Below are 26,993 nucleotides of genomic sequence, written 5' to 3' on the forward strand. Positions count from 1 at the left end.
CGCCGGGCCCCGCGCGGCGGCGATCAGTCGTCGACGACGGTGACGGTCACCTCGATGTTGCCGCGGGTCGCGTTCGAGTAGGGGCAGACCTGGTGCGCGGCGTCGGCGAGCTGCTGGGCGACCGCGGGGTCGACGCCCGGGATGTTGACCTCGAGCTCGACCGCGAGGCCGAATCCGCCCTGACCGTTGGAGCCGATGCCGACGCGCGAACCGACCGACGACCCGTCGATGGCGACCTTCTGCGCGCGGGCGACGGCCTGCAGCGCGCTGTGGAAGCACGCGGCGTAGCCGGCGGCGAACAGCAGTTCGGGGTTCGGGGCGCCGCCGGCGCCGCCCATCTCCTTCGGCACGCGCACGTCGGTGTCGACGAGTCCGTCGGCCGTGCGCACGTGTCCGTTGCGGCCGTCTCCGGTGGCGAGGGCCTCGGCGGTGTAGAGAATGTCCATGGGGTCGTCCTTTCGTGGGGTCTTCCTGGGTGGATGGTCCGGGCGCGCCGCGCGGGTCAGGCGGCGGTGCGGAGGTCGGCGGCGAGCGCGCGCATGTTCGCGGTGATCGCGCTGAGCTGGGCGAGGAGGTCGGTGAGGCTCCGGCCGCTGTCGACGAAGGCGGGCACGAGGCATCCCGCCGCCGCGATCACCTCGTCATGCACCGCGCGCCCCTCCTCGGTGAGCGAGACCCGCACCACGCGGTCGTCGCTCTTGTCGCGGCGACGGACGACGAGTCCGCGCTCGTCGAGCCGGCGCAGCAGCGGTGAGAGCGTGCCCGAGTCGAGGTTCAGCTCGTCGCCGAGCTCGCCGACCGAGCGCTCGCCCGTGGCGAGCACCACCATCGCGAGGTACTGCGGATACGTCAGCTTCCACGGCTTCAGCACCTCGCGGTAGGCCTGCGTCGTCGCGTGCGAGGCGGTGTACATCGCGAAGCACACGAAGTCGTCGAGGGTCTGCGGCGTCATGGTGCAAGCATTGCACGCAATCAAGTTGTGCACAACCGTTTTTGCGGGCACGCGGCAGCGCTCGCGCGGTGGATGCCTCGAAGCGAGGCCGTCTCAGCCGACCGCCGGTCGCCCGACCGTGAACCCGTCGGGGTCGCCGGGCCGCGGCGCCCGCAGCTGCGCGGGGATCGGCCACGGCAGCACGATCCGCTCGGTCGCGTGGCTGACGTCGCCGAAGTCGTCGACTTTCACGACGATGCGCGCGGGCGTGACCTCGACCATCCGCACACGCACGGCCCCGCCGCCGCGCTCGAGCATCCAGACGTCGGCGAGGTAGCCGAGCCCGCGCTCCTCGAGCGCCGCCTCGGCGTCGAGCCAGTCGACGGATGCCGCCACCTCGCGTCCCAGCAGGTCGATCGCCGCCCAGTGGTCGCCGTCGGGCCGGATCCACCCGACGAGTTCACCGTCGTCTCGGCGATGCGCGGTCGTCTGGTCGGGGCCGGTGGGGGTCGCACGCGAGTCGGTCACCGCGCCAGCATAGGATCCGGCGCGGACACGAGGCATCCGTGTCGCGGGGATCTGCACTGCTGCGGATCGAATCGGCAGAATTCCTCCGCAGTTGCGCAGATCTCCGCAGCACCGTAGGGCACCAAAGGGGCTCCGCGCCGCGCGCGGGCCCGCCACGAACAGCGCACCGGATGCCCGGGAACCACCGAATCCACGGCGCCGCGACCCCCGCGCGCCGCGCCGCGCCGGTACCCTCGGGGGATGAGGGCACGCAAGGCCGTGGCATCCAGCACCGCATCGGACGACGACCAGGACACCCGCTTCTTCGGGCAACCCAAGGCGCTCGCGAACGTCTTCGGCGTGGAGATGTGGGAGCGGTTCAGCTTCTACGGGATGCAGGGCATCCTCGCGATCTACCTCTACTACTCGGCGACCCAGGGCGGCCTCGGCCTCGATCAAGGCACCGCGCTGTCGATCGTGGGCGCGTACGGCGGGGCGGTCTACCTGTCGACGATCCTCGGCGCGTGGGTCGCCGACCGGATCCTCGGGGCGGAGCGCGTGCTGTTCGTCAGCGCGATCGTCATCATGTGCGGCCACATCGCGCTCGCGCTGCTGCCCGGATTCTGGGGCGTCGGCGTCGGCCTCGTGCTCGTCGCGATCGGGTCGGGCGGCCTCAAGGCGACCGCCACGAGCGTCGTCGGCACGCTGTACTCGGCCGACGATCCGCGGCGGGATGCCGGTTTCGCGCTCTTCTACCTCGGGATCAACCTCGGGGCGTTCGCCGGCCCGCTGCTGACCGGCCTCCTGCAGTCGACGCTCGGCTTCCACTGGGGCTTCGGGCTCGCCGCGGTCGGCATGGCGCTCGGTCTCGTGCAGTACTCCTTCGGACGCAAGAACCTGCCCGACGCCGCGCGCGAGGTGCCGAACCCGCTGCCGAAGGAGCGCTACCCGATGGTCATCGGCGTGGCCCTCGTCGGGATCGCCGCGATCGTCGTGCTCGTGCTCACCGGCGTGATCCGCGCCGACAACCTCGCCGTCATGGTCATCATCGCCGTGATCGTGGCGGCGGTCGCCTACTTCGCGGTCATCCTCACGAGCAAGCGCGTCACCTCCGACGAGCGCAGCCGCGTGTGGGGCTTTCTGCCGCTGTTCATCACCTCGGTCGCGTTCTGGTCGCTCTACCAGCAGCAGTTCACGGTGCTCACGGTCTACTCCGACCAGCGCCTGGACCGGAACCTGTTCGGCTGGGAGATGCCGGTCTCGTGGGTCAACTCCATCAACCCGATCTTGATCATCATCCTGTCGGGGGTGTTCGCGGCGATCTGGGCGAAGCTCGGCTCCCGCCAGCCGTCGACGCCGGTGAAGTTCGGGCTCGCGACGATGGTGATGGGCGCCGCGTTCCTGATGTTCCTGCCCTTCGCGGGGGGCGGGCCGAACTCGACGCCGCTGCTCGCGATCGTCGGCATCCTGTTCGTCTTCACGGTCGCGGAGCTGCTGCTCTCGCCGGTCGGCCTCTCGGTGACCACCAAGCTCGCGCCCGACGCGTTCCCCACCCAGATGGTGGCGCTGTTCTTCCTGTCGGTGTCGCTCGGCACCGCGATCGCCGGCCAGCTCGCCTCGCTCTACAACCCCGACGACGAGGTGCCCTACTTCACGACCCTCGGCCTCATCGCGATCGCGATCGGCGTGCTGCTGCTCGTCTCGGTGAAGCCGGTGCTGCGCCTCATGCGCGGCGTGCGCTGAGGCGGGGCGGACGGGGGCGCGGGCGCGGCGCTGCTGCGCTCGCGCCACACACACCGGCATCCGCCGCAGGTTTATCCAGGCGCGGACGCCGGTTTCTGTAGCGGCGAGCGCCCCCACAGACCCCAGGACGCAAGCACCCCCAAGCCCTCGCGGGCGTCATGCGTCGTCATACGCCGGCGGCGCCGGCCGCACGGGCCTACGCTGGAGCCGGCTCGAAAACCGGAAGCCTCCGCCTTGAGCCGCGCGCGACGATCGCCGCGGCAAGAGCCTTCCGACACCTCGACCCGCATCCCGCCGCGGGCCTCGCCCTCAGGAGGAGACCCATGCCCGTTCAGACCACCACCTCCGGCAGCCTGCCGCGCACGCAGGCGCTCATCGACGCCAACAGAGCGCGCACGTTCGAGGACGACGGGTTCACCCTGCGCTCGACGCCCGAGGTCGACGCCCTCACCGCCCAGGCGGTCGCCGACGTCGTCGAGCGCCAGCGCCCCGCCGGCATCACCCTCGTCGGCGATGGCGAGTTCGGCAAGGCGATGACCGGTGCGGTCGATTACGGGGCGTGGTGGGGATACTCGTTCCAGCGCGTCGGCGGCCTCTCGCTCACCGAGGTGAACGCGTTCAACGAGCCGCCGGTCGAGTCGTCGCCCGGCGACGTGCGCCTCACGAGCTTTCTGAACCGCCGCGACCGGCAGCGCTTCCCCGCGGTCTACGCCGAGGCGGTGGAGACGGGCGCGGGCGCGACCGCCTTCCCGAGCACGACCGGGCCGCTCGTCTACCGCGGACAGGATGACGTGGCATCCGACATCCGGAACCTCACCGCCGCGCTGCGCCCCGGCGAGCAGGGCTTCCTCACGGCGATCGCGCCGGGATCGGCCGCGCGCGTGCGCAACGAGTACTACGCGAGCGACGAGGAGCACATCTTCGCGTGGGCCGACGCCCTCCGCGAGGAGTACCGCGCGATCGTCGAGGCGGGGCTCATCGTGCAGCTCGACGACCCGTCGCTCGCCGAGAACTTCGACCAGATCACCCCCGAGCCCTCGATCGCCGACTACCAGGCCTTCACGCAGATCCGCATCGACGCGATCAACCACGCGATCGCGGGCCTGCCGAAGGAGCAGGTGCGCCTGCACCTGTGCTGGGGGTCGTGGCACGGGCCGCACACGACCGACGTCGCGCTGACGGACATCCTGCCGGTCGTCCTGCGGGCGAACGTCGGCTCGATCTCGTTCGAGGCCGGGAATGTGCGTCACGAGCACGAGTTCACGGCGTGGGCGGACGCCTCGGACGCGGGCGCTCTGCCGAACGATCTCGTCCTCGTGCCCGGCGTCGTCAGCCACGCGACGAACGTCGTCGAGCACCCGGACCTCGTCGCGCAGCGGATCCGCCGGTTCACCGACGTCGTCGGGCCCGACCGGGTGATCGCCTCGACCGACTGCGGCCTCGGCGGCCGCATCCACCCCGACATCGCCTGGGCGAAGCTCGAATCCCTCGGCGAGGGCGCGCGCCGCGCCTGACCGAGGCTGGATGCCACCCGGTGCGGCGTCCCGTCCGGCACCACCGGGGTGCGCGGCGCGGCACCGGGGCCGCGGCATCCAGTGTTCACCGACTACGGCAGAATCGATCCATGGCTCCCGTGCACGATCCCCAGCTCCCCGCCGACTACGCGTGTCTGATCGTGCACGGCAGCGACAAGCCGGGCATCGTCGCCGCCGTCTCGGCGATGATCACGCGGATCGGCGGGAACATCGTCGCGTTCGACCAGTTCAGCGACGACCACCGCGGGGGCGCGTACTTCCAGCGCGTCGTCTTCCACCGGCCCGACTTCGCGGCCGATCGTCCTGCGATCGAGGCCGACATCGCGATGACCCTCGACCCGTTCGAGCTCGAGTGGTCGCTGACCGACCAGTCCGTCCCCAAGCGCATGGCGATCCTCGCCTCGAAGCAGGACCACTGCCTGCTCGACCTGCTGTGGCGGCACCGCCGCGGCGACCTGCCCGTCAGCATCCCGATGGTGATCTCCAATCACACGACGACCGCCGAGGACGTGCGGAGCTTCGGCGTGCCGTTCTTCCACGTGCCGTCGGTCGCGGGACCCGACAAGTCGGCGTCGGAGGAGGAGACCCTGAAGCTCCTCGTCGGCAACGTCGACTTCGTGGTGCTCGCGCGTTACATGCAGATCCTCTCGCCGGAGTTCCTCGAGCAGCTCGGGGTTCCGGTGATCAACATCCACCACTCGTTCCTGCCGGCGTTCATCGGCGCCGAGCCGTACAAGAAGGCCAAGGAGCGCGGCGTCAAGCTTATCGGCGCGACCTCGCACTACGTCACCGGCGACCTCGACGAGGGCCCGATCATCGAGCAGGACACCGTGCGGGTCACCCACGCCGAGTCGTCCGCCGAACTCGCCCGCCGCGGCGCCGACGTGGAGCGCCAGGTGCTCTCCCGCGCCGTGCTGTGGCACGCGCAGGACCGGGTCATCCGCCACGGAAACCACACCATCATCTTCTGACGCGGGGTGGATGCCTTGGCGCCGGGCAACTCGTTGACAGTCGTTGCGGGGTCACACGGGGCGAGGCATCCACAACTGCCCACAAGTCGCGGATGCCAGCCCGGCCACGCGCGCCGCGGCGCGGGTCAGAACACGTACTCCATGAGGTCGGCGCCCAGGGCGCGGAAGGCCTCGTGCGCGCGCAGGCGGTGCGCGATCGACAGGTCGTCGAAGCAGACCACCAGCGCGTAGGAGACTCCGCCGCGCGGGCCGGCGAGCACGCCCGCATCGGCACGGATGCCATCGGCGCGGCCGGTCTTGTTGACGAACAGCATCCCGTACCGGTCGTCCTCATGGGCGAACGGGTCGAGCGCGGTCGCCGCGCCCACGAGGGCGAGGTCCTGGTTGAGGTTCAGCCACTCGCCGACCTGCGCGCTCACGGCCGGAGACACGACCCGCGCGTTCACGATCGCCGCGAACAGCCCGGCCAGCTCCCCCGCCGACGACAGCGCCACCTGCGGCGCATCGTCGGGGCCGCGCACGTCGCGGAACCCGTCGAGCAGCGCCGTCTTCTCGAGACCGATGTCCTCCATGCGCGAGCGCACGGCGCCGATCCCCACCCGCGCGAGAAGCACGTTCGCCGCCGCGGCGTCGGAGGCCGCCGCCGCCAGCACCGCGAGGTCGCGCACCGGCAGCGCCGGGGCCGCGAGGTGCTGCCAGACCCCGGCGAGCGCGACCTCGTCGACCGACCGCCGCTCGATGATCTCGAGCGGGTCGAGCTGACCGAACTCGATCTGCGCGGCGACCTCGATGAGCAGCGGCACGACCCCGAGGCCCACGACCGGCAGCGTCAGGTGGTCGTCACCCGAGAGCACCTCGTCGCCGCCGTCGAGATCCGACACCCGCACCGACACCTGAGCGCCCGAGGTCGAGAGCGCATCCAGCGCCTTCAGCGTTCCGATGAACGATCGCTGCCGCAGCGACGCCCGCCGCGGCGCGAAGGTGTCGCCGCCGCCCGCACCGCCCGCGCCCCGACCGCCGCGCCGGGTCAGCGGCGCGGCCGAGGCATCCGGATGCCCGTAGACGCCGCCGGGCCCGGACGCCCGCGAACGCCGCGACGCGCTCTCGGCCGCGCCCGCGGCCCGTGCCGACGCGCGCTCGCCGACAGGCCCGGAAGCACCCGAGCCCCCGGCACCACCACCGCCGTGGCCGGCGCGACCACCGCGCCCGCCCCGAGCCTCACGCGGATCGTCGGCCCCGCCGCGCCGGGTCGCCTGACGCTCGCTCACCAGATCGTGACGCGCTGGTCGGCGTCGAGCCACAGCTCATCGCCGTCGCCGACCTCGAACGCGCGGTAGAAGTCGTCGACGTTGCGCACGATCTGGTTGCAGCGGAACTCGTTCGGCGAGTGCGGGTCGATCGTGAGCAGCCGGATCGTCTCGGCGTCGCGCCCCTTCTGCTGCCAGATCTGCGCCCAGCTGAGCAGCAGGCGCTGGATGCCGGTGTACCCGTCGATCACGGGGCCGTCGCCCTCGTCCGCGCCGGCCGACTCGGACGCCAGATGCAGCCGATACGCCTTCAGCGCGATGCCGAGCCCGCCGAGGTCGCCGATGTTCTCGCCGATAGTGAGCGCGCCGTTGACATGGTGATCGTCCGACAGCCGCTCCCCGTCGAGACCGCGGGGCACGAGCGCGTCGTACTGCGCGATCAGGGCGCCGGTGCGCTGCTCGAACGCCGCGCGGTCGTCGTCGGTCCACCAGTCGTTGAGCGCTCCCGTGCCGTCGAACGCCGACCCCTGGTCGTCGAAGCCGTGACCGATCTCGTGCCCGATGACCGCGCCGATGCCGCCGTAGTTGGCCGCGGCATCGCGCTCGAGGTCGAAGAACGGGTACTGCAGGATCGCCGCGGGGAAGACGATCTCGTTCATCAGCGGGTTGTAGTACGCGTTGACCGTCTGCGGGGTCATGTACCACTCGTCGCGGTCGATCGGCCGGCCGAGCTTCGCGAGCTGACGGTCGTGCTCCCACGCGTTCGTGCGCAGCACGTTGCCGATGAGGTCGACGGGGTCGACCTCGAGCGCCGAGTAGTCCTTCCACTTCGCGGGGAAGCCGACCTTCGGCGTGAAGGCCGCGAGCTTCTCCAGCGCCCGCTCGCGGGTGGCGGGAGTCATCCAGTCGAGCGCCTCGATCGACTGCCGGTACGCCTCGATGAGGTTCGCGACGAGCTCGTCCATCGCCTCCTTCGCCGCCGGCGGGAAGTGTCGCTCGACGTAGACCTTGCCGACGGCCTCGCCCATCGCCGCTTCGACGAAGCTCACGCCGCGCTTCCAGCGCTCGCGGTTGACCGGCACGCCGGTGAGCTCCGTGCCGTAGAACGCGAAGTTCGCGTCGACGAAGTCGCTCGAGAGGAACGCGGCGGATGCCCGGATGACGTGCAGCCGCAGCCACGCCTTCCAGTCGTCGAGGCGCTCCTCGGTGAGGAGGGTGCCGAGCCCGGCGAGCGCGCTCGGCTGGTTGACGTCGATCTCGGCGAAGCCGTCTTCGTGGCCGGGGGCGACGGCGTCGCGCCACGGGTCGAGGTCGACACCGACGAGCTCGCGCACCTCGTCCCACGACATGAGGTTGTAGGTCGCGACGGCGTCGCGCGAGCGCACGTTGTCCCAGTGGTGGCTCGCGATCTCGGTCTCGAGCGCGAGGATGCGGTCGGCGTCCGAGGCATCCGTCAGCCCCGCGAGGCCGAGCATGGTCGACGCGTACTCGCGGAACGCGGTGCGGGTGTGCGCGAAGTTCTCGAGCCGGTAATAGCTCTCGTCGGGCAGCGACAGGCCGCTCTGCACGATGAAGACGACATAGCGCTCGGGGTTGCCGGGATCGGGCTCGATGTAGGTGCCGAAGAGGCCTCCGACGCCTTCGCGCTCGAGCTCGCCGACGGTGCGCAGCAGCGCCGGCACCGAGTCGATCGCGTCGATCCGCGCGAGCTGCTCGCGCAGCGGCGTGGCGCCGAGCGCCTCGATGCGCGCGGTGTCCATGAAGCTCGTGTAGAGGTCGCCGATCTTGCGGGCCTCGGTGCCCGCCTCGGCATCCGCCGACTCTTCGATGATCGTGCGGACGTCGTGCTCGGCCTGCTCGGCGATGAGGTGGAACGAGCCCCACCGCGCCTTGTCCTCGGGGATCTCGGTGCGCTCCAGCCACGCCCCGTTCACGTGCCGGAAGAGGTCGTCCTGGGGGCGGACGCCGGGGCTGAGTTCGGACAGCTCGATACCCGAGCGGAGGGGGTTCTCGGTCATGGCTCCACAATAGGCGCCCTGTCTGACGCTCGCCCTGTGACCGTCACAGGATGCCTCGCGTCAGCGCGGCACGTCGGTGATCGAGCACTCCGCGTTGGCCGACTCGCCCTCGAAGCGCGCGTGCGTCCAGGCGATCGCATCGGCGACCATCGGGGAGTACGTATCCATCACCTGGGCGTGCTCGTACCCCGCGTAGCGCCGGTACTCCAGGCGCTGCGCGTCGGCGCAGACGCGTTTGACGTATCCGTCCTGCATCGTCTGCGGCACGATCGAGTCCGACCCGCCCTGCCCGAGGAAGAGCGGCGGGCCGAGGCTCGTCGGCGAGGAGTTCTCGCGCAGCCTCGTGCCGAGCGGACCGTACGCGGGGTTCGTCGAGAACAGGTCGGGGTCGGCGCTCGTGCCGAGCACGTCGAGCACCGAGAGCGCCATCGACGGGTCGGTGAGGCAGCGCTCCGACATGGCCTTCAGCACCGGCTGCATGCCCGGGCGGATGTAGCGCGGGTAGGTGATGTCGGGGTAGATGTTGCTGAACGCGGCGAAGGCGTACGACGCGAAGACGAGCCCGCCCTGCACGTCGCCGACGTGGTCGACGAGCGCCGTCGGGTCGCTCGCCGGCGCGAACGCCGCCACTGCGCGCACCCACACCTCGGGGGCGTACGAGCGCGCGAGCGCTCCCGCCCACAGGGCCGCCGCGCCACCCTGCGAGTGCCCCCAGATCACGGTGCTCGAGCTCAGCTGCGCCTCGCCGATCTCGCGCGCGGCGCGCACCGCATCGAGCGAGGCGTAGGCGCTCGCCTCCCCGAACAGGTACGGGTGCGGGCCGGCGGTGCCGAGACCGATGTAGTCGGTCATCACGATCGCCCAGCCCTCTTTGAGCACCTTCTTGATCGGGTAGAGCCCGGCCGACCAGAACGGCCGCGCCTGCAGCGACGGCGCGCAGTGCTCGGCGAAGCCGGTGGTCGAGTGGTTCCAGTCGATCACCGGCCACCGCTCGCCCGGCTTCGCGCCCTCGGGCACGACGACGAGCCCGCTCGCCGCCCGCACCCGGCCGTCGACGCCGGTGGTCGTGTAGAGGATGCGCCAGGCGACGGCCTTGTCCGGCACGTCGCGCGTGAACGGCTCGGCGCGGATCAGCCGGCCCGGCTCGTGCGGAATCGAGCGCGGCGCCGCGTAGAAGTCGTCGACGACGGTGGATCCCTCGCGAAGGGGCGCGGTGACGAGGGCGAAGGCGACCGTCGCGGTCACCGAGACGATCGCGATCGCCGCGCGACCCCAGCGCCGCTTCGGCACGGATGCCTCGGGCGCCCCCTTCTCCTCCCGCCGCCGGCGGCGGGTCCGCGCCCACGCGCCCCACAGATCCACGATGCCGCGGATGATGAGGGAGCCTCCGAAGACGACGGCGACCACCAGGAGCGTGATGTCGGGCCAGACGAGCGCGAGCACCCCGAAGATGAGGCCGGTCACGCCGAACGCGGCATCCGCGATGCGATCGTCCCAGCCGCGGTCCTTCAGCAGCGCCGTGCCGACGCCGGCGGCGCCGTTGACGAGCAGCAGCACGCCCGTGATGATCGCGACGGCGCGCACCGTCAGGCCGGGCCACGCGAGCACGAACACGCCGAGCACGATCCAGCCGATCGACAGCACGCCGCGCCACCGGCCCTCGCCCTCGTCGACCCGCCCGGTCGCCGAGAGGATGCCGGTGAGCACCATGCCGCCGCCGAGGAGGAGCGCCAGCACGTCGAGGGCTGTGGTGGGGCGGATGACGATGACCGCGCCCAAGACGATCGAGGCGATCGACAGCGCGATCCGCACCCAGGCCGGCATGCGCTCGAGCAGGCGCACGAGCGCCAGCTTCCCCCAGATCCCCGTGCGCGCCATCCCTCCAGGCTACGGGCGCGCGCGGCGGGGTCCGTTCACGGCGGCCGGGCGGCGGGCGTCGGCGACGGCCGGCGTCGGCGGTCAGCCCTAGGTGTTCTTCCCACGGTGGTTGTGAGCAGCGTGGCGTGACGGGATGAGGTGAGGACCTCCGGTATCGATGTGGGTTACCACACTCACTCGATCCACGGAGGTCCTCGTGTCATACGTTACCCACGCTCGCGCCGCGCTCACCGTCGATGGGCGGATCAAGATCGCTCGGCTGGTGATCGAGGACGGCTGGACGCAGGCTCGTGTCGCGGAGCGGTTCCAGGTCGCCCGTGGCACGGTCTCCAAGTGGGTCGCCCGGTATCGTGCCGGCGGACGCGCGGCGATGCAGGATCGCTCCTCACGGCCGGCGAGCTCGCCATCGCGGACGCCGCAGCGTATGGAGCGGCGGATCATCGGGTTGCGGGTGACCCGACGTTGGGGCCCGCATCGGATCGCGTACCACCTGCTGCTGCCGCAATCCACGGTCTCGAAGGTGCTGAAGCGGTACCGGGTGCCGCTGCTGGGGCAGGTCGACAAGAACACCGGTGTTCGGGTGCGCAAGCCGAAGCCGGTCCGGTACGAGCGACAGGCGCCGGGCGAGCTGGTGCACGTGGACGTGAAGAAGCTCGGCCGGATCCCTGACGGTGGCGGCTGGCGCACGCTGGGACGTGCCACGGGCCGCAAACGCCGCTCCGGGGTCGGCTACTCGTATCTGCATTCCGCGATCGACGACCACGCCCGACTGGTCTACTCCGAGATCCTCCCCGACGAACGCAAGGACACCGCCGGCGGGTTCTGGCAGCGCGCCAGCGCGTTCTTCGCCGGGCACGGCATCACCGTGCAGCGGGTGATGACCGATAACGGCTCCTGCTACCGGTCCAAGGTGTTCAACGAGGCGCTCGGCGAGAACGTGAAGCACAAATACACGCGGCCCTATCGGCCGCAGACCAACGGGAAGATCGAGCGATTCCACCGCACCCTCGCCGACGAATGGGCCTACGCCCGCCACTACGACTCAGACCAGCAGCGAGCCGCCAGCTACGACGCCTGGCTGCACCACTACAATCACCATCGACCCCACACCGGCATCGGAGGCCGAGCACCCATCGACCGCGTCCACAACGTCAGTGGGAAGAACACCTAGGCTCGGACCCATGGCCGTGCCGACGCTCAACCGCGACATCCTGCGGTTGGCGCTCCCCGCCCTCGGGTCGCTGATCGCCGAGCCGATGTTCCTGATCGTCGATTCGGCGCTCGTCGGGCACCTCGGCGTCGTGCCGCTGGCGGGCCTCGGCATCGCGTCGGCCGTGCTGCAGACGATCGTCGGGCTGATGGTGTTCCTCGCCTACTCGACCACGCCCGCGGTGGCGCGCCGGTTCGGCGCCGGCGAGCACACCGGCGCCGTGCGGGCGGGCATCGACGGCCTGTGGCTCGCGCTCGCCCTCGGGGTGGTGCTCGCCGTCGTCGGATCGCTCGCGACGCCGTGGCTCGTGTCGCTGTTCGGCGCCGACGCCGCCGTCTCCGAGCAGGCCGTCATCTACCTGCAGCTGTCGATGTGGGGGCTGCCGGCGATGCTCATCGTCTTCGCCGCGACCGGACTCCTCCGCGGCATGCAGGACACCGTCACGCCCCTGTGGATCGCCGGGCTCGGCTTCGCGCTCAACGCCCTCCTCAACTGGCTGTTCATCTACGGGTTCGGCTGGGGCATCGCCGGATCGGCCGCGGGCACCGTCGTCGCGCAGTGGTCGATGGTCGGTGCGTACGCCTTCGTGGTGGGGCGGCTGGCACGGCGGCACGAGGCATCCCTGCGCCCGCAGCGCGACGGACTGCGCGGCTCGGCGCGCGCGGGCGGCTGGCTGTTCCTGCGCACCGTGTCGCTGCGCATCGCGTTTCTCGCGACCGTGTGGGTGGCGACCGCGCTCGGCACCGACGAGCTGGCCGGCTGGCAGGTGGCGTTCACGATCTTCTCGACCGCGGCGTTCGCCCTGGATGCCTTGGCGATCGCCGCCCAGGCGCTCGTCGGCCGGGGTCTCGGCGCGGGCGACGAGCCGTTCGTGCGGCGCGTGCTCGGGCGCACCGTCGCCTGGGGCGCGTGGTTCGGCGTGCTCGTCGGCGGTGTGATCGCCGCCCTGTCGGGCGTCATCGGGCTCGTGTTCACCGGTTCGGCGGACGTCGCCGCGCTCGTGCAGCCGGCGCTGCTCGTGCTGGCGGTCGCGCAGCCCGTCTGCGGCGTGGTGTTCGTGCTCGACGGGGTGCTGATGGGGGCGGGCGATGCGCGGTTCCTCGCGATCGCGGGCGGCATCAACCTCATCCCCTACTTCCCCGCGCTCGCCGCCGTCTGGATGGTCCACCCCACCGGGGCGACCGGCCTCGCCTGGCTCGCGGTGTGCTTCTTCGGGGTCTACATGCTCGCGCGGCTCGGCACGCTCGGCTGGCGCGTCCGCTCCGCCGCCTGGCTGACGGCCGGCGCGTAGCGCGGCGGGGGGGCGCTCTGGTCGGGTGTCGGCGCGCGACCCTAGGGTGGGGTGGTGGCCTCCGATGACGATGACGCGTTCCTCTCTCAGTTCCAGCAGCTGCTGCGCCGCCTGAACGAGCGCCCCGACGACCGGCCGGGCACCCTCACGCCGCTCGGCGAACGCCTGCAGGAGCACCTCGGCGCAGATCCCCGGCACCTTCCCGTCGTCGTCGAGCAGGTACCGCCGCACCGGCTCATCGACCTCGACCTCGCGCTCGAGGACGTCTCCGCGGGCACGCCGTCGAAGACGCTCGGCGTCACGGGCGGCCAGGCGCGCCACCACGAAGATCTCGCTTCGCTGATCCAGAATCCCTACACCCGCTTCGCGGCCGACGCGGCGGTCGAGTACGCGACGGTCGCCGACGGGCCGCGCAGCACCCGGCAGGTCGTCGCGATGGGGCTCCGACTGCTGCGCTGGCGCGGGAAGCCGCTCGTCGCGCTCCAGCGCGCCGCCAACCCGCGATACGGACGGTCCACGGCGGAGCTCGAGATCCTGGCATCCGACGTCGACACGACGACCGCGTTCATCGACGAGCTGCGCCGGCGGATGAACGCGCTCAGTGTCGTCCGCGGGCAGGTCGTGACCTTCGGGCGCGATGAGTACGGGCAGGGCATCGGACCGATGACCTTCCTCGACCGCCCCGACGTCTCGGCCGACGCGGTCATCCTGCCCACCGGCGTGCTCGAACGGGTACGCGACCACGTCGTGGGCGTGACGGAGAACGCCGACGCGCTGCGTGCGCGGGGGCAGCACCTGAAGCGGGGCGTGCTGCTCTACGGACCTCCCGGCACCGGCAAGACGCTGACGGTGCGATACCTCCTGCATGAACTGCCGGAGGCGACCACCGTGCTGCTGCAGGGCGGATCGCTGGGGCTCGTCGCCGAGGTGGCGCGGCTCGCCCGCGCGCTCGCCCCGGCGATCGTCGTGCTCGAAGACGTCGACCTCGTCGCCGCCGAGCGCGGCACCTTCGGGCTGCAGCCGATGCTGTTCGAGGTTCTCGATGCCCTCGACGGGATCGACGGGGACGCCGACGTCGCCTTCGTGCTGACCACGAACCGCGCCGATGTGCTCGAACCGGCCCTCGCCGCGCGGCCGGGCCGGATCGACCTCGCCGTCGAGATCCCGCTGCCCGATGCCGCCGCCCGCCGCGAGCTGTTCGCCCTTTATGCCGCCGGACTGCCGCTTCGCACCGCCGCGCTCGAGGCCGCCGCCGACGAGGCCGAGGGCGTGACGGCGTCGTTCGCGAAGGAGGTCATCCGCCGCGCCGTGCTGCGGGCGACCCTCGCCGGGCGAGAGGTGACCGACGACGATCTCGCCGCCGCCCTCACCGAACTGCGCGAGAGCACGGAAGGCGTGTCACGGATCCTCTTCGGCGGCGAGCACGGCGGCCCCGCTCACCCGGGCGGCGCGGGCGGCGGTGCGGCCTTCATCGCCGGCGGGTTCGGCTGACCGCCCGCCCTCTCCCTGCGCTCACGCCCAGCGGCGGCACCACTCGTACATCACGACCGCCGCGGCGGCGCTCGCGTTGATCGAACGGGTCGAGCCGTACTGGGTGATCTCCACGACAGCGGATGCCGCGGCGATCGCCTCGTCCGACAGCCCCGGACCTTCCTGCCCGAACAGCAGCACACAGCGCTCGGGCAGGTCCGCCCGGTCGACGGGCACCGACCCGGGCACGTTGTCGACGGCGACGATCGGCACACCGGCATCCTCCGCCCAGGCGGCGAGCGCGGCGACGTCTTCGTGGTGACGCACGTGCTGGTAGCGATCGGTGACCATCGCTCCGCGGCGGTTCCAGCGGCGCCGGCCGACGATGTGCACCTCGGCGGCGCCGAAGGCGTTGGCGCTGCGCACGATCGAACCGATGTTCATGTCGTGCTGCCAGTTCTCGATGGCGACGTGGAACGGGTGCCGGTGCGCGTCGAGGTCGGCGACGATGGCATCCATGGTCCAATACCGGTACCGGTCGATGACGTTCCGCCGGTCGCCGGCGGCGAGCAGCTCGCGGTCGTAGCGCGGGTCGTCCGGCCACTCGTCGACACCGCCCGGCCATGGCCCGACGCCGACCGGCAACTCCGGTTCGGCGGGGTCGGCGTGCTCGGGTGACGGCATCGCACCAGGTTAGCCGTGACGAATGCAGGAGATCCGTCGCGCTGCGCGCACCCGACCGGCGGAAACAGGCGGGCGGACTGCCCGGCGCCCGCCGAATCTCCTGCAATCGTCACGGGTTGAGGGGTTTTCGGCATGCCGAAAACCCCCCTGCTACAGTTTTCGGCATGCCGAAAACTCGGGGACCGCACCGGCTCCCCCCGCCCCGAGCCGCCGCTCCGGCACCGCCGCAGGCACCGCGCGCGCGGCGACCGCGGCGCCTGCGAGCCGCGTGGCTGCTGGGACCGGCGTTCGTGGCGGGCGTCGCCTACCTCGACCCGGGCAACGTGGCGAGCAACATGACCGCGGGCGCGCGGTTCGGCTACCTGCTCGTGTGGGTGGTGGTCCTCGGCAACGCGATGGCGTGGCTCATCCAGTACCTCTCGGCCAAGCTCGGGGTCGTCACCGGGCAGAGCCTCGCCGAGACCCTCGGCCGCCGTTTTCGGAGCGACACCGCGCGCCGCGCGTACTGGCTGCAGGCCGAGCTCGTCGCGATGGCGACCGACATCGCGGAGGTGATCGGCGGGGCGGTGGCCCTGTGGCTGCTGTTCGGCGTGCCGCTGCCGGTGGGCGGCCTGCTGACCGGCGCGGTCTCGCTCGCGCTGCTCGTCGTGCAGCAGCGACGCGGCGCGCGCACGTTCGAGTTCGTCGTGATCGCGCTCCTCGCGATCATCGCGCTCGGATTCACCTACGGCGTGTTCGTCGCGCCACCCGTTCCCGCGGGAGTGGTCTCGGGACTCGTCCCCCGCTTCGAGGGCACCGAGTCGGTGCTGCTGGCCGCGTCGATCCTCGGCGCGACGATCATGCCGCACGCGATCTACGCGCACAGCGCGCTCGCGCGCGACCGGTTCGCCGGCGACGCTCTGACAGCCGCCCGTCCCGCCGGCATCCCGCGCCTTCTGCGCGCGACGCGGTGGGATGTCGCGATCGCCCTGGCGATCGCGGGCACCGTCAACCTCGCGATCCTGCTGCTGGCCGCGGCGAACCTCGCCGGCGTGCCCGGCACCGACAGCCTCGAGGGCGCCTACGCGGCGCTGCACGCCGGCCTCGGGGCGGCCGTCGCGACCCTCTTCGCGGTCGGCCTGCTCGCGAGCGGCCTGGCGAGCACAGCCGTGGGCGCCTACGCCGGCGCCGAGATCATGCAGGGGCTCCTTCGGGTGCGGGTGCCGATGCTCGCGCGCCGACTCGTGACGCTCGTGCCGGCCATCGCGATCCTCGCCGCGGGCGTCGACCCGACCTGGGCGCTCGTGCTCAGCCAGGTGGTCTTGAGCTTCGGCATCCCGTTCGCTCTCGTGCCGCTGGTCGCCCTCACGGCGCGCGCCGACGTGCTCGGCCGCTACCGCAACCGGTGGTGGACGACCGCCGCCGGTGTTCTGGCCGCGATCTTCCTCATCGTGCTGAACAGCGTGCTGCTGTGGCTCGTGCTCGGCGGTGGGCCGGGCGGATAGCCTGGAGCGCGTGCCCGCGAACTCCGCCGCGATCGACGACTACCTGAAGACGATCTACCACCACACCGAGTGGCAAGACGATCCCATCACGCCGTCGCAGCTGGCCGCCGAGCTGGCGCTCGCCCCCTCGACGGTCACCGAGATGGTGCAGAAGCTCGCCGCGCAGCAGCTCGTGACGCACCGCCCGTACGGCCCCGTCTCGCTGACCGACGCCGGCCGGGCGCGGGCCGCCGCGATCATCCGCCGGCACCGCCTGATCGAGACGTGGCTCGTGCGCGAGTTCGGCTACGCGTGGGACGAGGTGCACGACGAGGCCGAGGTGCTCGAGCACGCGATCAGCGACCGGCTGCTCGAAGGCATCTCGGCGCGGCTCGGCCACCCAATGCACGATCCGCACGGCGACGCGATCCCGGATGCCTCGGGCGCGGTCGTCCGCGAACCGTTCGTGCTGCTGGCGCAGGCGCAGCCCGGTCACAGCGGCCGGGTGCTGCGGGTCAGCGACCGCGACCCGGCGCTGCTGCGCGCCCTGGAGGGCGCGGGCATCGACGTGGGGCACCACGTCACCGCCGCCGGCGACGGCACGGTGCGGGTGGACGGCGGAGCCACGGTCGAGCTTCCCGCCGGCGCGGCATCCGCCGTCTGGATCACCGCCTGAGGCCGGGTCGGAAAGCCGCCGCGGGCGCGACCCGCCGGGCTCAGAACAGGACGAGACCGGCGGGCGTGAGTCCCTTGCCCTGCCAGTGCGCGGCGAGCTCGTCGATCTCGCCGTGCAGGTCGGCGTCGAGCTCGGCCGACTCTTCACGCACGAGGCGCTGCTCGGCCTCGCGCTCTGCCGCGACCTCCGCCCATTTCGCGCCGCCGGCGGAGAGCCCGCCCGCGATCGTCGCCGCGGTCGCCGCGAAGAGCAGCAGACGGTCGCTCGCCCCGGCGCCGGCGAAGCCCTGGAGGAGGCTCGCCGTCGCGATGATGCCGTCGTTGGCGTCGATCATCCAGCCGCGGAAACTGCCCGCATCGGTGAGCGCGGCGCGCAGTCGGCGCCAGCGCAGCACCGCCGTCGCCGCGATCCCGGGCCGAGCCGGCGCCACCGGCTCCCCCGGCGCCCCCGCCCCCGGCGCCCCCGCCCCCGGACCCGGAACCCCCGGACCCGGCGCCCCCGGCCCCTGCGGCGTGCTGGTCACCGCCGGCGCCTCGCGCGGCTGGCCTTGAGGTAGGGCCACGGCACGCCCGTGGCGTGCTCGCAGTAGTGCCAGAGTCGCGCCGCGATGTCGCGATCGCGGGTGATCCGGGCGGGGGTGGCGCGGCGGGCGGCGCCGGCGACGACCCGGGCGGGGCCCCAGAACTGACCGCCCTCGGCCTCGGGATCGACGAGCGCCCGCACGAGCGGCCACGCCCCGTGCTCCTTCGACTGGGTGATCGGCGCCTGCAGGTTGCCGGCGAAGCGCCGGCCACGCGAGGGCTCGTTGACGCCGACGATGCCGCGCGTGCGGCCGCCGATCGAGAAGCCCGGGTGGGCGACGAGGCTCGCGATCGGCACGCTCGCCGCGCGCAGGCGCCGGTCGGCCTCGAACCCCAGGGCGCTCGTCGCGACCTTCGACTGCACGTAGGCGCGCCACGGGGTGTACCCGTTCTCGAGCTCGGGGTCGATGGGATCGTACGGCCACATCGAGGTCGACATCGACCCGACCCACACCATGCGTCCGCGCCCGGCGGCGAGGGGCAGCAGCAGCTCGCCGACGAGAGCGTAGTGTCCGAGCGCGTTGGTCGCGAACACGACCTCGTGCCCGTCGGGGGTGGTCTCCCGGTGCCGGGGCGGATGCACGATGCCGGCGTTCAGCAGCAGCCCGTGCAGTCCCGCCCGTCCGCGCACCGTCGCGGCCGCCGCGCGCACCGACCCCAGATTGCTCGTGTCGAGCAGCAGCGTCTCGACCGAGGCATCCGGAGCGTTGCGCAGCACCGCGGCGCGCGCCGAGGCCAGACGGTTCGGGTTCCGCCCGGTCATGATCACGTGGCCGCCCGCGGCGGCGAGCTGCAGCGTCGAGAAGAAGCCGAGACCGGCCGTCGACCCGGTGACGAGGTACCGCCGCCCCGTCAGATCGGGGAGTCGGTGGGGGTCCCAGTCATCGCGTGCCACGGGTCGAGACTAGGCCCGATGGCCCCGCTAGACTGGGCCCCATGCGGACACGTGCCGATATCGAATGCTGGCTCACCGACATGGACGGCGTTCTCGTCCACGAGAACAAGCCGATCCCGGGCGCGGCCGAGCTGCTCGCGCAGTGGCGCGACGCGGGGACGCCGTTCCTCGTGCTGACGAACAACCCGTCCTACACGCCGCGCGATCTCTCCGCGCGGCTGCGCATCTCGGGGCTCGAGGTGCCCGAGGAGCGCATCTGGACGTCGGCTCTCGCGACGGCGGAGTTCCTGCGGTCGCAGCATCCGGGCGGCACCGCCTTCGTCATCGGCGAGGCGGGGCTGACGACGGCGCTGCACGAGGCCGGTTACGTCATGACCGAGACCCAGCCCGACTACGTCGTCGTCGGCGAGACCCGCAACTACTCGTTCGACCGCATCACGCAGGCGATCCGCTTCATCAACGCCGGAGCCCGGTTCATCATCACGAACCCGGATGCCACGGGACCGACCCCGACCGGCGTCGTTCCGGCAACGGGGTCGTTCGCCGCGCTGATCACGCACGCGACGGGCAAGGCGCCGTATGTCGTCGGCAAGCCGAACCCGATGATGTTCCGCTCGGCGATGAACCGGATCGGCGCGCACTCCGAGAACACCGGCATGATCGGCGACCGGATGGACACCGACGTCGTCGCGGGCATCGAGGCGGGTCTGCACACGATCCTCGTGCGCACCGGCATCTCCGACGACGCCGAGATCGAGCGCTACCCGTTCCGGCCCGACGAGGTCGTCGACTCGGTCGCCGACCTGCTGGCCGACGAGCCGGTCGAGTCCGAGGACCCGGAGATCCTGTGACCCCGCTCGAGCAGACGCTGCTCTACCTCACGAGCATCGTCATCCTGCTCGGCACGCTCACCGTGTTCGTCGTGCAGTTCGTGCGCGGGCGCCGGCGGGGCGGCCCGGGCGACGGAGGTCCCGGCGGCGACGGCCGGGGCGATCGGGGCGACCGCTGATGGCGATCTTCCTCGTGCTGTCGGGCCTCGCGCTGCTGATCCTCGCGCTCGTGCTCTTCCTCCGCGGGCGGAAGGATGCCCCGCAGGGCACCCCGCTGCCGAACGGCCGCGGCATCATGCTGCTGACCTTCGCGGGCCTGATCCTCTCCCTCGCGTCGCAACTGCCGATCTTCCAGTGACCGGCGGGCCGTCGTAGCCGGCGGGCACCGGTGAGCGGCGCCATCCGGCAGGGCGCCTGCAGCGGCGGGAGTTGTCACGGCGCGAAGCCGAGACACCCACGCGCGTCGACCGGTAGCGTGGGGAACAGGACGCTCCCAACGAAGGGATGGACCCCATGAACGACACGATCACCGTCGGCGTGACCGGCGCGCCCGCCGCGGACCGCGCGGTCGACTGGGCGCTCGCCCGCGCCGCCGCCCGCTCGCAGCGGCTCGAACTCGTCGGCGTCGTCGGCGGAGCACTCGGCACGATCGGAGAAGACGCCGTCGTCGACGACGCGCTCGCCGCGACCCGCGCCATGCTCGACGCCCACGCCGAGCGCATCCGCGCCGAGGCGCCGTCGGTGCCCGTCTCGGTGCGCGCCGAGGCGGGCAACCCGGTGCACGTGCTGATCGAGGCATCCACGCGGTCGGCGCTCCTCGTCATCGGCAGCGACTACCGCGGCCCGGGCGACGGGCCGGCGCGCGGGGCGCACGGCGTGCGCATCGCGGCGGGCGCGGCGTGCCCCGTGGTCGTCGTGCCCGACTTCGACACCTCCGGACGGAGCGGCGTCGTCGTGGGGATCGACGGGTCGGATGCCTCGGAGCACGCGCTGCGCTTCGCCGCCGCCGAGGCCGACCGGCTCGGCGAGCCCCTCGTGGCGGTGAGTGTCTGGACGCCGCTGACCGCGCCGCGCAACACGCTCGCCGTCTATCCGGAGCTGTACCTGACGAACATGCAGGCGGCGACGGAGGAGACCCTCGCGCTGGCGCTCGCGGGCATCGCGACCGACTACCCCGACCTCGTAGTCGAGCGTCGCGTCGAGCGCGGATACCCGTCACAGGTCATCGGCGACATCGCGCACGACGCCCGCCTCGCCGTCGTCGGCACGCACGGGCGCGGGGCGCTGGCTCGATTCCTGCTCGGCTCGATCAGCCAGGAGATCCTCGGCCGGCTCCCCACCGTCACCGCCGTCGTGCGCTGAGCGCCCCGCCGAGCGTCAGACCTCCTCCTCGCTCAACCGCTCGATGAGTTCGACGGCGGCCTCGGCGTAGCCGCTGATCCATCGGTCATGAATGCGTTTGATGGGCAGTGGGGCGAGCGCGAGCTGCCGCTCCTTGCCGACTCGTCGCCCCGTGACCAGTTCCGCACGTTCGAGAACACGCAGGTGCTGCAGCACGGTGGTGCGGTCGAGTTCGGGGAACAACCCACACAGCCGTCCCGTGGTGAGGGACTCGTGCTTCAGGGCGTCGAGCATGCGCCGCCGCAACGGGGAGGCGAGGGCCTTGAAGACGAGATCGTCATCGCCGAGCCCCTTGTGCTCCATCACATTCATGTTGTAAAACTACAACATGAACGAACTGGATGAGCTGTCCTTCACGTGTCGGGTTACATCGCACCCTCGCCCGCCGAGGTTTACGAGGCGGTCGCCGACCCACAACAGCTCTCCCGCTACTTCACGATCGCGAGGATGCCGGCTACTGCGGGGAGAGGCCCAGGTCGTCGAGGTCGATCACCGAACGCCAGCGGTAACCGGCCGCCTCGACGGCGGCCTGGGCGCCGGTCTTGCGGTCGACGACGGTAACGACGGCGACCACGTCGGCGCCCGCGGCGGCCGCGACCTCGGCGGCCTTCAGCGGCGACTGGCCGGTGGTCGAGGTGTCCTCGACGATGACCACGCGCTTGCCGGCAACCTCGGCACCCTCGATCTGGCGACCACGGCCGTGGTCCTTGGGCTCCTTGCGCACGACGAAGGCATCGACCGGGGTGCCGGCGGCGACCGAGGCGTGCAGCACCGCGTTCGCGATCGGGTCGGCGCCGAGGGTGAGACCGCCGACCGCGTCGACATCGAGGTCGGCGATCGCGTCGAGCACGAGCCGACCGATCGCCGGCGCCGCACGATGGTCGAGCGTGAGCTTGCGCATGTCGACGTAATACGTGGCCTTCTTGCCGCTCGACAGGGTGAAGTCGCCGTGGAAGACGGCCTCGTCGCCGATGAGGGCGATGAGCGCCTGGCGGTCGGCCGCCAAGTCGGAAGAAGAGGGCTCGTGCGTGGTCGAGGTCATGTCGAGAAGTCTACGGATGCAAACAACCGCGATTCTTGTCGCCTTTTTTCCCGCGCGGATCCTGCCTCCGGTCGGGGCGCGCACCCTAGAGTCGGGAACGGCGCCCGCACCGGGCGCACGACAGAGGGAGAGCCATGACCCGCATCGGGATCGTGACCGAGCAGCCCGGCGAGACACGCGTCGCCGCGACGCCGCAGACCGCCGGAAAGCTCCGCGCACTCGGCTACGACATCACCGTCGAGACGGGCGCGGGGCACGGGTCGTCGTTCCCGGATGCCTCGTACGAGGCATCCGGCGCATCGATCGTCGACCGCGACACCGCCTGGAGCGCCGACATCGTGCTGAAGGTCTCCGCCCCGACCGGCGCGGAGATCGCGCTGCTGCAGCCGGGCGCCGTGCTCATCGGCGTGCTCGCGCCGGCGCTCTCGCCCGACCTCCTCAGTGCGCTCGCGGAGCGTGGTGTGACGGCGCTCGCGATGGATGCCGTGCCGCGCATCTCGCGCGCGCAGTCGATGGACGTGCTCAGCTCGATGGCGAACATCGCCGGATATCGCGCGGTCGTCGAGGCGGCGAACGAGTTCGGCCGGTTCTTCACCGGACAGGTGACGGCGGCCGGCAAGGTTCCCCCGGCGAAGGTGCTCGTCGCGGGGGCGGGCGTCGCAGGCCTCGCTGCGATCGGCGCCGCCTCGAGCCTCGGCGCGATCGTGCGCGCCACCGATCCGCGCCCCGAGGTCGCCGACCAGGTGGCATCCATCGGCGGCACCTACCTGCCCGTGGTCGTGCCCGACGAGGCCGCCGAGGTGTCGACCGACGGTTACGCCAAGGCGACGAGCGCCGCGTACAACACGGCCGCCGCGAAGCTCTACACCGAACAGGCCGCCGACGTCGACATCGTGATCACGACGGCCCTCATCCCGGGGCGGGCGGCGCCGCGCCTGCTGACCGCGGCCGACGTCGCCCTGATGAAGCCCGGGAGCGTCGTCGTCGACATGGCCGCGGGCCAGGGCGGCAACGTCGAGGGCTCGGTCGCCGGCGAGCGGGTCGTCACGGACGGCGGTGTCGTGATCCTCGGGTACACCGACCTCGCGGGGCGCCTGCCGCAGCAGTCATCCCAGCTCTACGGCACCAACCTGGTGAACCTCCTCGCGCTCCTCACCCCCGCGAGCGACGGCATCCTCGTCTACGACGAGAACGACGTCGTGCAGCGGGCGGTGACCGTGACCCGCGAGGGCGCCGTCACCTGGCCGCCGCCGCCCGTGCAGGTGTCGGCCGCGCCGGCGCCCGCCGCCTCGACCGCGGCCGCAGCCACGGGCACCGTCGTCACCGAGAAGAGGACGCTGTCCCGGGGCGCGAAGTCGGGGCTCATCGCGGCGGGCATCGCGGCGCTGTTCCTCGTCTGCGCCGTCTCGCCGCCGCCCCTGCCGCAGCACTTCCTCGTGCTCACGCTGTCGGTCGTCATCGGGTTCTACGTCATCGGCAAGGTCGCGCATTCGCTGCACACCCCGCTCATGAGCATCACGAATGCCATCAGCGGCATCATCATCGTCGGCGCGATGAGCCAGATCGTGGTGCCGAGCCCGCTCGTGCAGGGGCTCGCCGCAATCGCGGTGCTCCTGGCATCCATCAACATCTTCGGCGGGTTCGCCGTGACGCGACGGATGCTCGCGATGTTCCAGAAGGGCGACCAGAAGTGACCATCGTCACGACCGCCGACGTCAGCGGTCTGATCCTCGCGCAGTCCATAGCCACCGCGGCATACATCGTTGCGGCACTCCTGTTCATCCTCGCCCTCGCGGGGCTCAGCAAGCAGGACTCCGCCCGCCGAGGCGTCGCCTACGGCATCACCGGCATGACGATCGCGCTCGTCGCGACGTTCATCCTCGTGCTCGCGAACGGCTCGCTCGTCCCCGACGACGTGACGCTCTATCTCGGCGTGGGTCTCCTCGTGGTCGCGGTCGCCATCGGTGCCGTAATCGGCCTGTGGCGCGCGCGCGTCGTCGAGATGACCGGTATGCCCGAGCTCATCGCGCTGCTGCACTCGTTCGTCGGCCTCGCCGCCGTGCTCGTCGGCTGGAACGGACACCTCTACGCCGAGGGCATCGCGCCGGAGCTCGTCGGCATCCACCACGCCGAGGTCTTCATCGGGGTGTTCATCGGCGCGGTGACCTTCACCGGGTCGATCGTCGCGTTCCTGAAGCTCTCCGGCCGGATGTCGTCGAAGCCGCTGATGCTCCCCGGGAAGAATCTGCTCAACGTCGGCGCACTGGTGCTGTTCGTCGTGCTCACGGTCTGGTACGTCATCACCCCGTCGATCTGGCTGCTCGTCGCGGTGACCGCTCTCGCGCTCGCGCTCGGCTGGCATCTCGTGGCATCCATCGGCGGCGGAGATATGCCCGTCGTGGTATCCATGCTCAACAGCTACTCGGGTTGGGCGGCCGCGGCGGCCGGGTTCCTGCTCAACAACGACCTGCTCATCGTCACCGGCGCGCTCGTCGGCTCGTCGGGCGCCTACCTCAGCTACATCATGTGCAAGGCGATGAACCGCTCCTTCCTCTCCGTGATCGCCGGCGGATTCGGCATCGAGGCTCCCCGCGGGGACGACGCCGACGACGAGGGCGAGTATCACGAGACGGATGCCGGGTCGGTCGCCGACCTGCTCCGCGACGCCCGCACGGTGATCATCACGCCCGGATACGGCATGGCCGTCGCGCAGGCGCAGTACCCGGTCGCCGACCTCACCCAGCGGCTGCGCGAGCGCGGGGTCGACGTGCGCTTCGGCATCCATCCGGTCGCCGGGCGCCTGCCCGGGCACATGAACGTGCTGCTGGCCGAGGCGAAGGTGCCCTACGACATCGTGCTCGAGCTCGACGAGATCAACGCCGACTTCGACATGACCGACGTCGTGCTCGTCATCGGCGCCAACGACACCGTCAACCCCGCGGCGGCCGAAGACCCCGGCTCGCCCATCGCCGGCATGCCGGTTCTGCACGTCTGGAACGCCAAGGACGTCGTCGTGTTCAAGCGCTCGATGGCGTCGGGATACGCGGGCGTGCAGAACCCGCTGTTCTTCCGCGACAACACGCAGATGCTCTTCGGCGATGCGAAGGAGCGCGTCGCCGACATCCTCGGCGCGCTGTAGCCGCGCGCGGCGGGGGCCGCGAGCGCGCGACGTCGGCGGGCGACCGTAGGGTGGATGCCATGCGCATCGCCACCTGGAACGTCAACTCGATCCGCGCCCGCGTCGTCCGCACGGTGGACTTCTGCGTGCGCGAAGACGTCGACGTGCTGCTCATGCAGGAGATCAAGTGCAAGCCCGAGCAGTTCCCCTACGCGCAGTTCGAGGAGGCCGGGTACACGGTCGAGGCGCACGGGCTGAACCAGTGGAACGGCGTCGCGATCGCGAGCCGCGAGCCGATCGAAGACCTGCAGATCGGCTTCCCCGGCATGCCCGGCTTCGCGAAGGGGCACGACGGCCCGGATGCCCCGCAGGAGGCCCGCGCCATCGGCGGCACCGTCGACGGGGTGCAGCTGTGGAGCCTGTACGTGCCGAACGGCCGCTCGCTCGACGACCCGCACTACACCTACAAGCTCGCCTGGCTCGAGGCGCTGCGCGGGTACACCGCCGACACGCTGCGGCAGAACCCCGACCTCGCGCTCGCCTTCACGGGCGACTTCAACATCGCCCCGACCGACGCCGACAACGGCGACCCGACCGTCGTCGAGGGCGTCTCGACGCACGTGTCTCCCCCCGAGCGCGAGGCGTTCCAGGCGCTGCTCGGCGTGGGACTGCACGACACCGTGCGCCCGCTCGTGCCGACCGGCTACACCTACTGGGACTACAAGCAGCTGCGCTTCCCGCGGAACGAAGGCATGCGCATCGACTTCATCCTCGGCTCGCACGCCTTCGCCGACGCCGTCGTCGCGGCATCCATCCATCGCGATGAGCGCAAGGGCGAGATCCCGAGCGACCACGTGCCGGTCACCGTCGATCTCGAGCTCGGCGGCCCCGACGACGACGATCGCCCGATGATCTTCTGACCGCGATCCGCTGCGCGAGCATCGCGCCGAGATTGAAGCCCATCGAGAAGACGCCCTGGTAGGCGCCCGGTGCGACGTTGGTCACCGTGCGCAGGATCGCGCGCGCCGACACGCGCCGCGGCCCGTCGAAGGCGCGCGCGATGATCGCCATGCGCGCCGCGGCGCCCGCCGCTTCGAAGATGCCGACGACCGCGGCGATCAGGAGCGCCGAGACGAAGCCGTCCGCGAAGGCGTAGCCGATGAGCGCCAGTCCGTCGAGCGTCATGCAGACGATGAGGATGCCACGCGCGCTGATGCGGCCGGCGAGGTGACCGCCGACGGCGGATGCCGCGACGCCGAGCCCGCTCGAGACGGCGAGCACGATCGCGATCTCGGCGGCGCTCAGCCCGATGATCCGCGTGAAGTAGAGCACCGTGACGGCGAGGAACACCCCTCGCCCGATGCGCCCGATCGCCGTCGAGACGACCAGGATCCGCAGCACCGGGTCGGCCACGGCGCCGCTCAGACGCGCGCGGAGTGATCGGGGCGGGGCGGTGGGTGCAGTGGTCACCTCATGAGCATGGCGGTGCCGCATCCGTCGAG

27 protein-coding genes are annotated in these 26,993 nt (G+C 71.7%); 15 read left to right on the plus strand and 12 right to left on the minus strand.

What is annotated here, in order from left to right:
- Positions 1-23: 23 nt before the first annotated feature.
- The 3 genes from FHX68_RS13215 to FHX68_RS13225 all read right to left on the minus strand — a co-directional run bounded on the left by FHX68_RS13215 (position 24) and on the right by FHX68_RS13225 (position 1,459).
- Positions 24-446, minus strand: a complete 423-nt coding sequence (locus FHX68_RS13215; protein ID WP_141381048.1) for an organic hydroperoxide resistance protein — start codon at positions 444-446, stop codon at positions 24-26.
- 56 nt (positions 447-502) lie between these two features.
- Positions 503-952, minus strand: coding sequence for a MarR family winged helix-turn-helix transcriptional regulator (locus tag FHX68_RS13220; RefSeq protein WP_141381049.1), 450 nt, complete (start codon positions 950-952; stop codon positions 503-505).
- Between the two features lie 93 nt (positions 953-1,045).
- Positions 1,046-1,459, minus strand: a complete 414-nt coding sequence (locus FHX68_RS13225; protein WP_141381050.1) for a hypothetical protein — start codon at positions 1,457-1,459, stop codon at positions 1,046-1,048.
- Positions 1,460-1,699: 240 nt separating this feature from the next.
- On the opposite strand from FHX68_RS13225, the gene FHX68_RS13230 reads away from it, so the two are divergent.
- From FHX68_RS13230 to purU, 3 genes are all read left to right on the plus strand, one after another.
- Entirely contained in the window at positions 1,700-3,181 is a 1,482-nt protein-coding gene (locus tag FHX68_RS13230) for a peptide MFS transporter (protein ID WP_141381051.1), read from the plus strand.
- Between the two features lie 323 nt (positions 3,182-3,504).
- The gene (locus FHX68_RS13235) at positions 3,505-4,695 is read left to right on the plus strand and encodes a cobalamin-independent methionine synthase II family protein (RefSeq protein ID WP_141381052.1); all 1,191 of its coding nucleotides are present in this window, start codon (positions 3,505-3,507) and stop codon (positions 4,693-4,695) included.
- A gap of 110 nt (positions 4,696-4,805) precedes the next feature.
- Positions 4,806-5,687 (plus strand): formyltetrahydrofolate deformylase, encoded by an 882-nt coding sequence (gene purU, locus FHX68_RS13240; protein WP_141381053.1) that lies wholly within the window; start codon positions 4,806-4,808, stop codon positions 5,685-5,687.
- A 125-nt stretch (positions 5,688-5,812) separates the two neighbouring features.
- Here the strand turns inward: purU and FHX68_RS13245 are convergent, their stop codons facing one another.
- Genes FHX68_RS13245 through FHX68_RS13255 form a run of 3 tightly spaced genes read right to left on the minus strand, consistent with a single transcriptional unit; the run spans position 5,813 to position 10,830 of the window.
- On the minus strand, positions 5,813-6,955 hold the full coding sequence (locus tag FHX68_RS13245) for a serine hydrolase (protein WP_229661591.1): 1,143 nt from the start codon (positions 6,953-6,955) through the stop codon (positions 5,813-5,815).
- Positions 6,952-8,952 carry a M13 family metallopeptidase gene (locus FHX68_RS13250; protein WP_141381054.1) on the minus strand — a complete coding sequence of 667 codons (2,001 nt, stop codon included), beginning with the start codon at positions 8,950-8,952 and terminating at the stop codon, positions 6,952-6,954. The genes FHX68_RS13245 and FHX68_RS13250 overlap by 4 nt, the downstream gene beginning before the upstream one ends.
- A gap of 60 nt (positions 8,953-9,012) precedes the next feature.
- Positions 9,013-10,830 carry a lipase family protein gene (locus tag FHX68_RS13255; protein WP_141381055.1) on the minus strand — a complete coding sequence of 606 codons (1,818 nt, stop codon included), beginning with the start codon at positions 10,828-10,830 and terminating at the stop codon, positions 9,013-9,015.
- Positions 10,831-11,026: 196 nt separating this feature from the next.
- Here FHX68_RS13255 and FHX68_RS13260 point away from each other — a divergent pair, with 196 nt between their 5' ends.
- From FHX68_RS13260 to FHX68_RS13270, 3 genes are read left to right on the plus strand one after another with little or no spacing between them, the layout of a single operon-like run.
- Positions 11,027-12,001 (plus strand): IS481 family transposase, encoded by a 975-nt coding sequence (locus FHX68_RS13260; protein WP_244926866.1) that lies wholly within the window; start codon positions 11,027-11,029, stop codon positions 11,999-12,001.
- 10 nt (positions 12,002-12,011) lie between these two features.
- The gene (locus tag FHX68_RS13265; RefSeq protein WP_141380588.1) at positions 12,012-13,331 is read left to right on the plus strand and encodes an MATE family efflux transporter; all 1,320 of its coding nucleotides are present in this window, start codon (positions 12,012-12,014) and stop codon (positions 13,329-13,331) included.
- 54 nt (positions 13,332-13,385) lie between these two features.
- Positions 13,386-14,822, plus strand: a complete 1,437-nt coding sequence (locus FHX68_RS13270) for an AAA family ATPase (protein ID WP_141380589.1) — start codon at positions 13,386-13,388, stop codon at positions 14,820-14,822.
- Between the two features lie 21 nt (positions 14,823-14,843).
- Here the strand turns inward: FHX68_RS13270 and FHX68_RS13275 are convergent, their stop codons facing one another.
- On the minus strand, positions 14,844-15,485 hold the full coding sequence (locus FHX68_RS13275; protein WP_141380590.1) for a TrmH family RNA methyltransferase: 642 nt from the start codon (positions 15,483-15,485) through the stop codon (positions 14,844-14,846).
- 164 nt (positions 15,486-15,649) lie between these two features.
- Between FHX68_RS13275 and FHX68_RS13280 the strand changes: the two genes are divergently transcribed.
- Both FHX68_RS13280 and FHX68_RS13285 read left to right on the plus strand, forming a co-directional pair.
- The gene (locus FHX68_RS13280; RefSeq protein WP_141380591.1) at positions 15,650-16,969 is read left to right on the plus strand and encodes an Nramp family divalent metal transporter; all 1,320 of its coding nucleotides are present in this window, start codon (positions 15,650-15,652) and stop codon (positions 16,967-16,969) included.
- A gap of 10 nt (positions 16,970-16,979) precedes the next feature.
- A complete protein-coding gene (locus FHX68_RS13285) occupies positions 16,980-17,624 on the plus strand; it encodes a metal-dependent transcriptional regulator (protein WP_141380592.1) in 645 nt (214 codons plus the stop codon).
- Positions 17,625-17,664: 40 nt separating this feature from the next.
- On the opposite strand, the gene FHX68_RS16020 is transcribed toward FHX68_RS13285, so the two are convergent.
- Entirely contained in the window at positions 17,665-18,147 is a 483-nt protein-coding gene (locus FHX68_RS16020; RefSeq protein ID WP_229661545.1) for a VIT1/CCC1 transporter family protein, read from the minus strand.
- Positions 18,144-19,100 carry an SDR family NAD(P)-dependent oxidoreductase gene (locus FHX68_RS13295; RefSeq protein WP_141380593.1) on the minus strand — a complete coding sequence of 319 codons (957 nt, stop codon included), beginning with the start codon at positions 19,098-19,100 and terminating at the stop codon, positions 18,144-18,146. The genes FHX68_RS16020 and FHX68_RS13295 overlap by 4 nt, the downstream gene beginning before the upstream one ends.
- Before the next feature lie 41 nt (positions 19,101-19,141).
- On the opposite strand from FHX68_RS13295, the gene FHX68_RS13300 reads away from it, so the two are divergent.
- The 4 genes from FHX68_RS13300 (at position 19,142) to FHX68_RS13310 (ending at position 21,292) form a co-directional block, all read left to right on the plus strand.
- Positions 19,142-19,951, plus strand: a complete 810-nt coding sequence (locus tag FHX68_RS13300) for an HAD-IIA family hydrolase (protein ID WP_141380594.1) — start codon at positions 19,142-19,144, stop codon at positions 19,949-19,951.
- Positions 19,948-20,109, plus strand: a complete 162-nt coding sequence (locus FHX68_RS15315) for a hypothetical protein (protein ID WP_170214238.1) — start codon at positions 19,948-19,950, stop codon at positions 20,107-20,109. The genes FHX68_RS13300 and FHX68_RS15315 overlap by 4 nt, the downstream gene beginning before the upstream one ends.
- Complete coding sequence (locus FHX68_RS13305; protein ID WP_229661546.1) at positions 20,109-20,288, plus strand: hypothetical protein; 180 nt, start codon at positions 20,109-20,111, stop codon at positions 20,286-20,288. Before FHX68_RS15315 ends, FHX68_RS13305 begins: the two co-directional genes overlap by 1 nt.
- 155 nt (positions 20,289-20,443) lie before the next feature.
- Positions 20,444-21,292, plus strand: a complete 849-nt coding sequence (locus tag FHX68_RS13310) for a universal stress protein (RefSeq protein ID WP_141380596.1) — start codon at positions 20,444-20,446, stop codon at positions 21,290-21,292.
- A 15-nt stretch (positions 21,293-21,307) separates the two neighbouring features.
- Here the strand turns inward: FHX68_RS13310 and FHX68_RS13315 are convergent, their stop codons facing one another.
- Together FHX68_RS13315 and pyrE are read right to left on the minus strand one after the other, a co-directional pair.
- The gene (locus FHX68_RS13315) at positions 21,308-21,634 is read right to left on the minus strand and encodes an ArsR/SmtB family transcription factor (protein ID WP_174799137.1); all 327 of its coding nucleotides are present in this window, start codon (positions 21,632-21,634) and stop codon (positions 21,308-21,310) included.
- A gap of 151 nt (positions 21,635-21,785) precedes the next feature.
- The gene (gene pyrE, locus FHX68_RS13325) at positions 21,786-22,373 is read right to left on the minus strand and encodes an orotate phosphoribosyltransferase (RefSeq protein ID WP_141380598.1); all 588 of its coding nucleotides are present in this window, start codon (positions 22,371-22,373) and stop codon (positions 21,786-21,788) included.
- A gap of 134 nt (positions 22,374-22,507) precedes the next feature.
- Between pyrE and FHX68_RS13330 the strand changes: the two genes are divergently transcribed.
- From FHX68_RS13330 to FHX68_RS13340, 3 genes are read left to right on the plus strand one after another with little or no spacing between them, the layout of a single operon-like run.
- Positions 22,508-24,067 (plus strand): Re/Si-specific NAD(P)(+) transhydrogenase subunit alpha, encoded by a 1,560-nt coding sequence (locus FHX68_RS13330; RefSeq protein ID WP_141380599.1) that lies wholly within the window; start codon positions 22,508-22,510, stop codon positions 24,065-24,067.
- Entirely contained in the window at positions 24,064-25,512 is a 1,449-nt protein-coding gene (pntB, locus tag FHX68_RS13335; protein WP_229661547.1) for a Re/Si-specific NAD(P)(+) transhydrogenase subunit beta, read from the plus strand. The genes FHX68_RS13330 and pntB overlap by 4 nt, the downstream gene beginning before the upstream one ends.
- A 59-nt stretch (positions 25,513-25,571) precedes the next feature.
- Positions 25,572-26,411 (plus strand): exodeoxyribonuclease III, encoded by an 840-nt coding sequence (locus FHX68_RS13340; RefSeq protein WP_141380600.1) that lies wholly within the window; start codon positions 25,572-25,574, stop codon positions 26,409-26,411.
- Here the strand turns inward: FHX68_RS13340 and FHX68_RS13345 are convergent.
- A complete protein-coding gene (locus FHX68_RS13345) occupies positions 26,353-26,961 on the minus strand; it encodes an MFS transporter (RefSeq protein WP_141380601.1) in 609 nt (202 codons plus the stop codon). The genes FHX68_RS13340 and FHX68_RS13345 overlap by 59 nt on opposite strands.
- Positions 26,962-26,993: the final 32 nt, after the last annotated feature.

It is taken from the genome of Microbacterium lacticum (genome assembly GCF_006716815.1).
Taxonomy (GTDB): Bacteria; Actinomycetota; Actinomycetes; order Actinomycetales; family Microbacteriaceae; genus Microbacterium; species Microbacterium lacticum.

Excerpts from the sequence above, each read along its gene's own strand:
- FHX68_RS13215 (WP_141381048.1), bottom strand. The coding sequence starts at position 446 with ATGGACATTCTCTACACCGCCGAGGCCCTCGCCACCGGAGACGGCCGC.
- FHX68_RS13220 (WP_141381049.1), bottom strand. The coding sequence starts at position 952 with ATGACGCCGCAGACCCTCGACGACTTCGTGTGCTTCGCGATGTACACC.
- FHX68_RS13230 (WP_141381051.1), top strand. The coding sequence starts at position 1,700 with ATGAGGGCACGCAAGGCCGTGGCATCCAGCACCGCATCGGACGACGAC.
- FHX68_RS13235 (WP_141381052.1), top strand. The coding sequence starts at position 3,505 with ATGCCCGTTCAGACCACCACCTCCGGCAGCCTGCCGCGCACGCAGGCG.
- purU (WP_141381053.1), top strand. The coding sequence starts at position 4,806 with ATGGCTCCCGTGCACGATCCCCAGCTCCCCGCCGACTACGCGTGTCTG.
- FHX68_RS13250 (WP_141381054.1), bottom strand. The coding sequence starts at position 8,952 with ATGACCGAGAACCCCCTCCGCTCGGGTATCGAGCTGTCCGAACTCAGC.
- FHX68_RS13255 (WP_141381055.1), bottom strand. The coding sequence starts at position 10,830 with ATGGCGCGCACGGGGATCTGGGGGAAGCTGGCGCTCGTGCGCCTGCTC.
- FHX68_RS13265 (WP_141380588.1), top strand. The coding sequence starts at position 12,012 with ATGGCCGTGCCGACGCTCAACCGCGACATCCTGCGGTTGGCGCTCCCC.
- FHX68_RS13275 (WP_141380590.1), bottom strand. The coding sequence starts at position 15,485 with ATGCCGTCACCCGAGCACGCCGACCCCGCCGAACCGGAGTTGCCGGTC.
- FHX68_RS13280 (WP_141380591.1), top strand. The coding sequence starts at position 15,650 with ATGCCGAAAACTCGGGGACCGCACCGGCTCCCCCCGCCCCGAGCCGCC.
- FHX68_RS13300 (WP_141380594.1), top strand. The coding sequence starts at position 19,142 with ATGCGGACACGTGCCGATATCGAATGCTGGCTCACCGACATGGACGGC.
- FHX68_RS13305 (WP_229661546.1), top strand. The coding sequence starts at position 20,109 with ATGGCGATCTTCCTCGTGCTGTCGGGCCTCGCGCTGCTGATCCTCGCG.
- FHX68_RS13310 (WP_141380596.1), top strand. The coding sequence starts at position 20,444 with ATGAACGACACGATCACCGTCGGCGTGACCGGCGCGCCCGCCGCGGAC.
- FHX68_RS13315 (WP_174799137.1), bottom strand. The coding sequence starts at position 21,634 with ATGGAGCACAAGGGGCTCGGCGATGACGATCTCGTCTTCAAGGCCCTC.
- pyrE (WP_141380598.1), bottom strand. The coding sequence starts at position 22,373 with ATGACCTCGACCACGCACGAGCCCTCTTCTTCCGACTTGGCGGCCGAC.
- FHX68_RS13330 (WP_141380599.1), top strand. The coding sequence starts at position 22,508 with ATGACCCGCATCGGGATCGTGACCGAGCAGCCCGGCGAGACACGCGTC.
- FHX68_RS13340 (WP_141380600.1), top strand. The coding sequence starts at position 25,572 with ATGCGCATCGCCACCTGGAACGTCAACTCGATCCGCGCCCGCGTCGTC.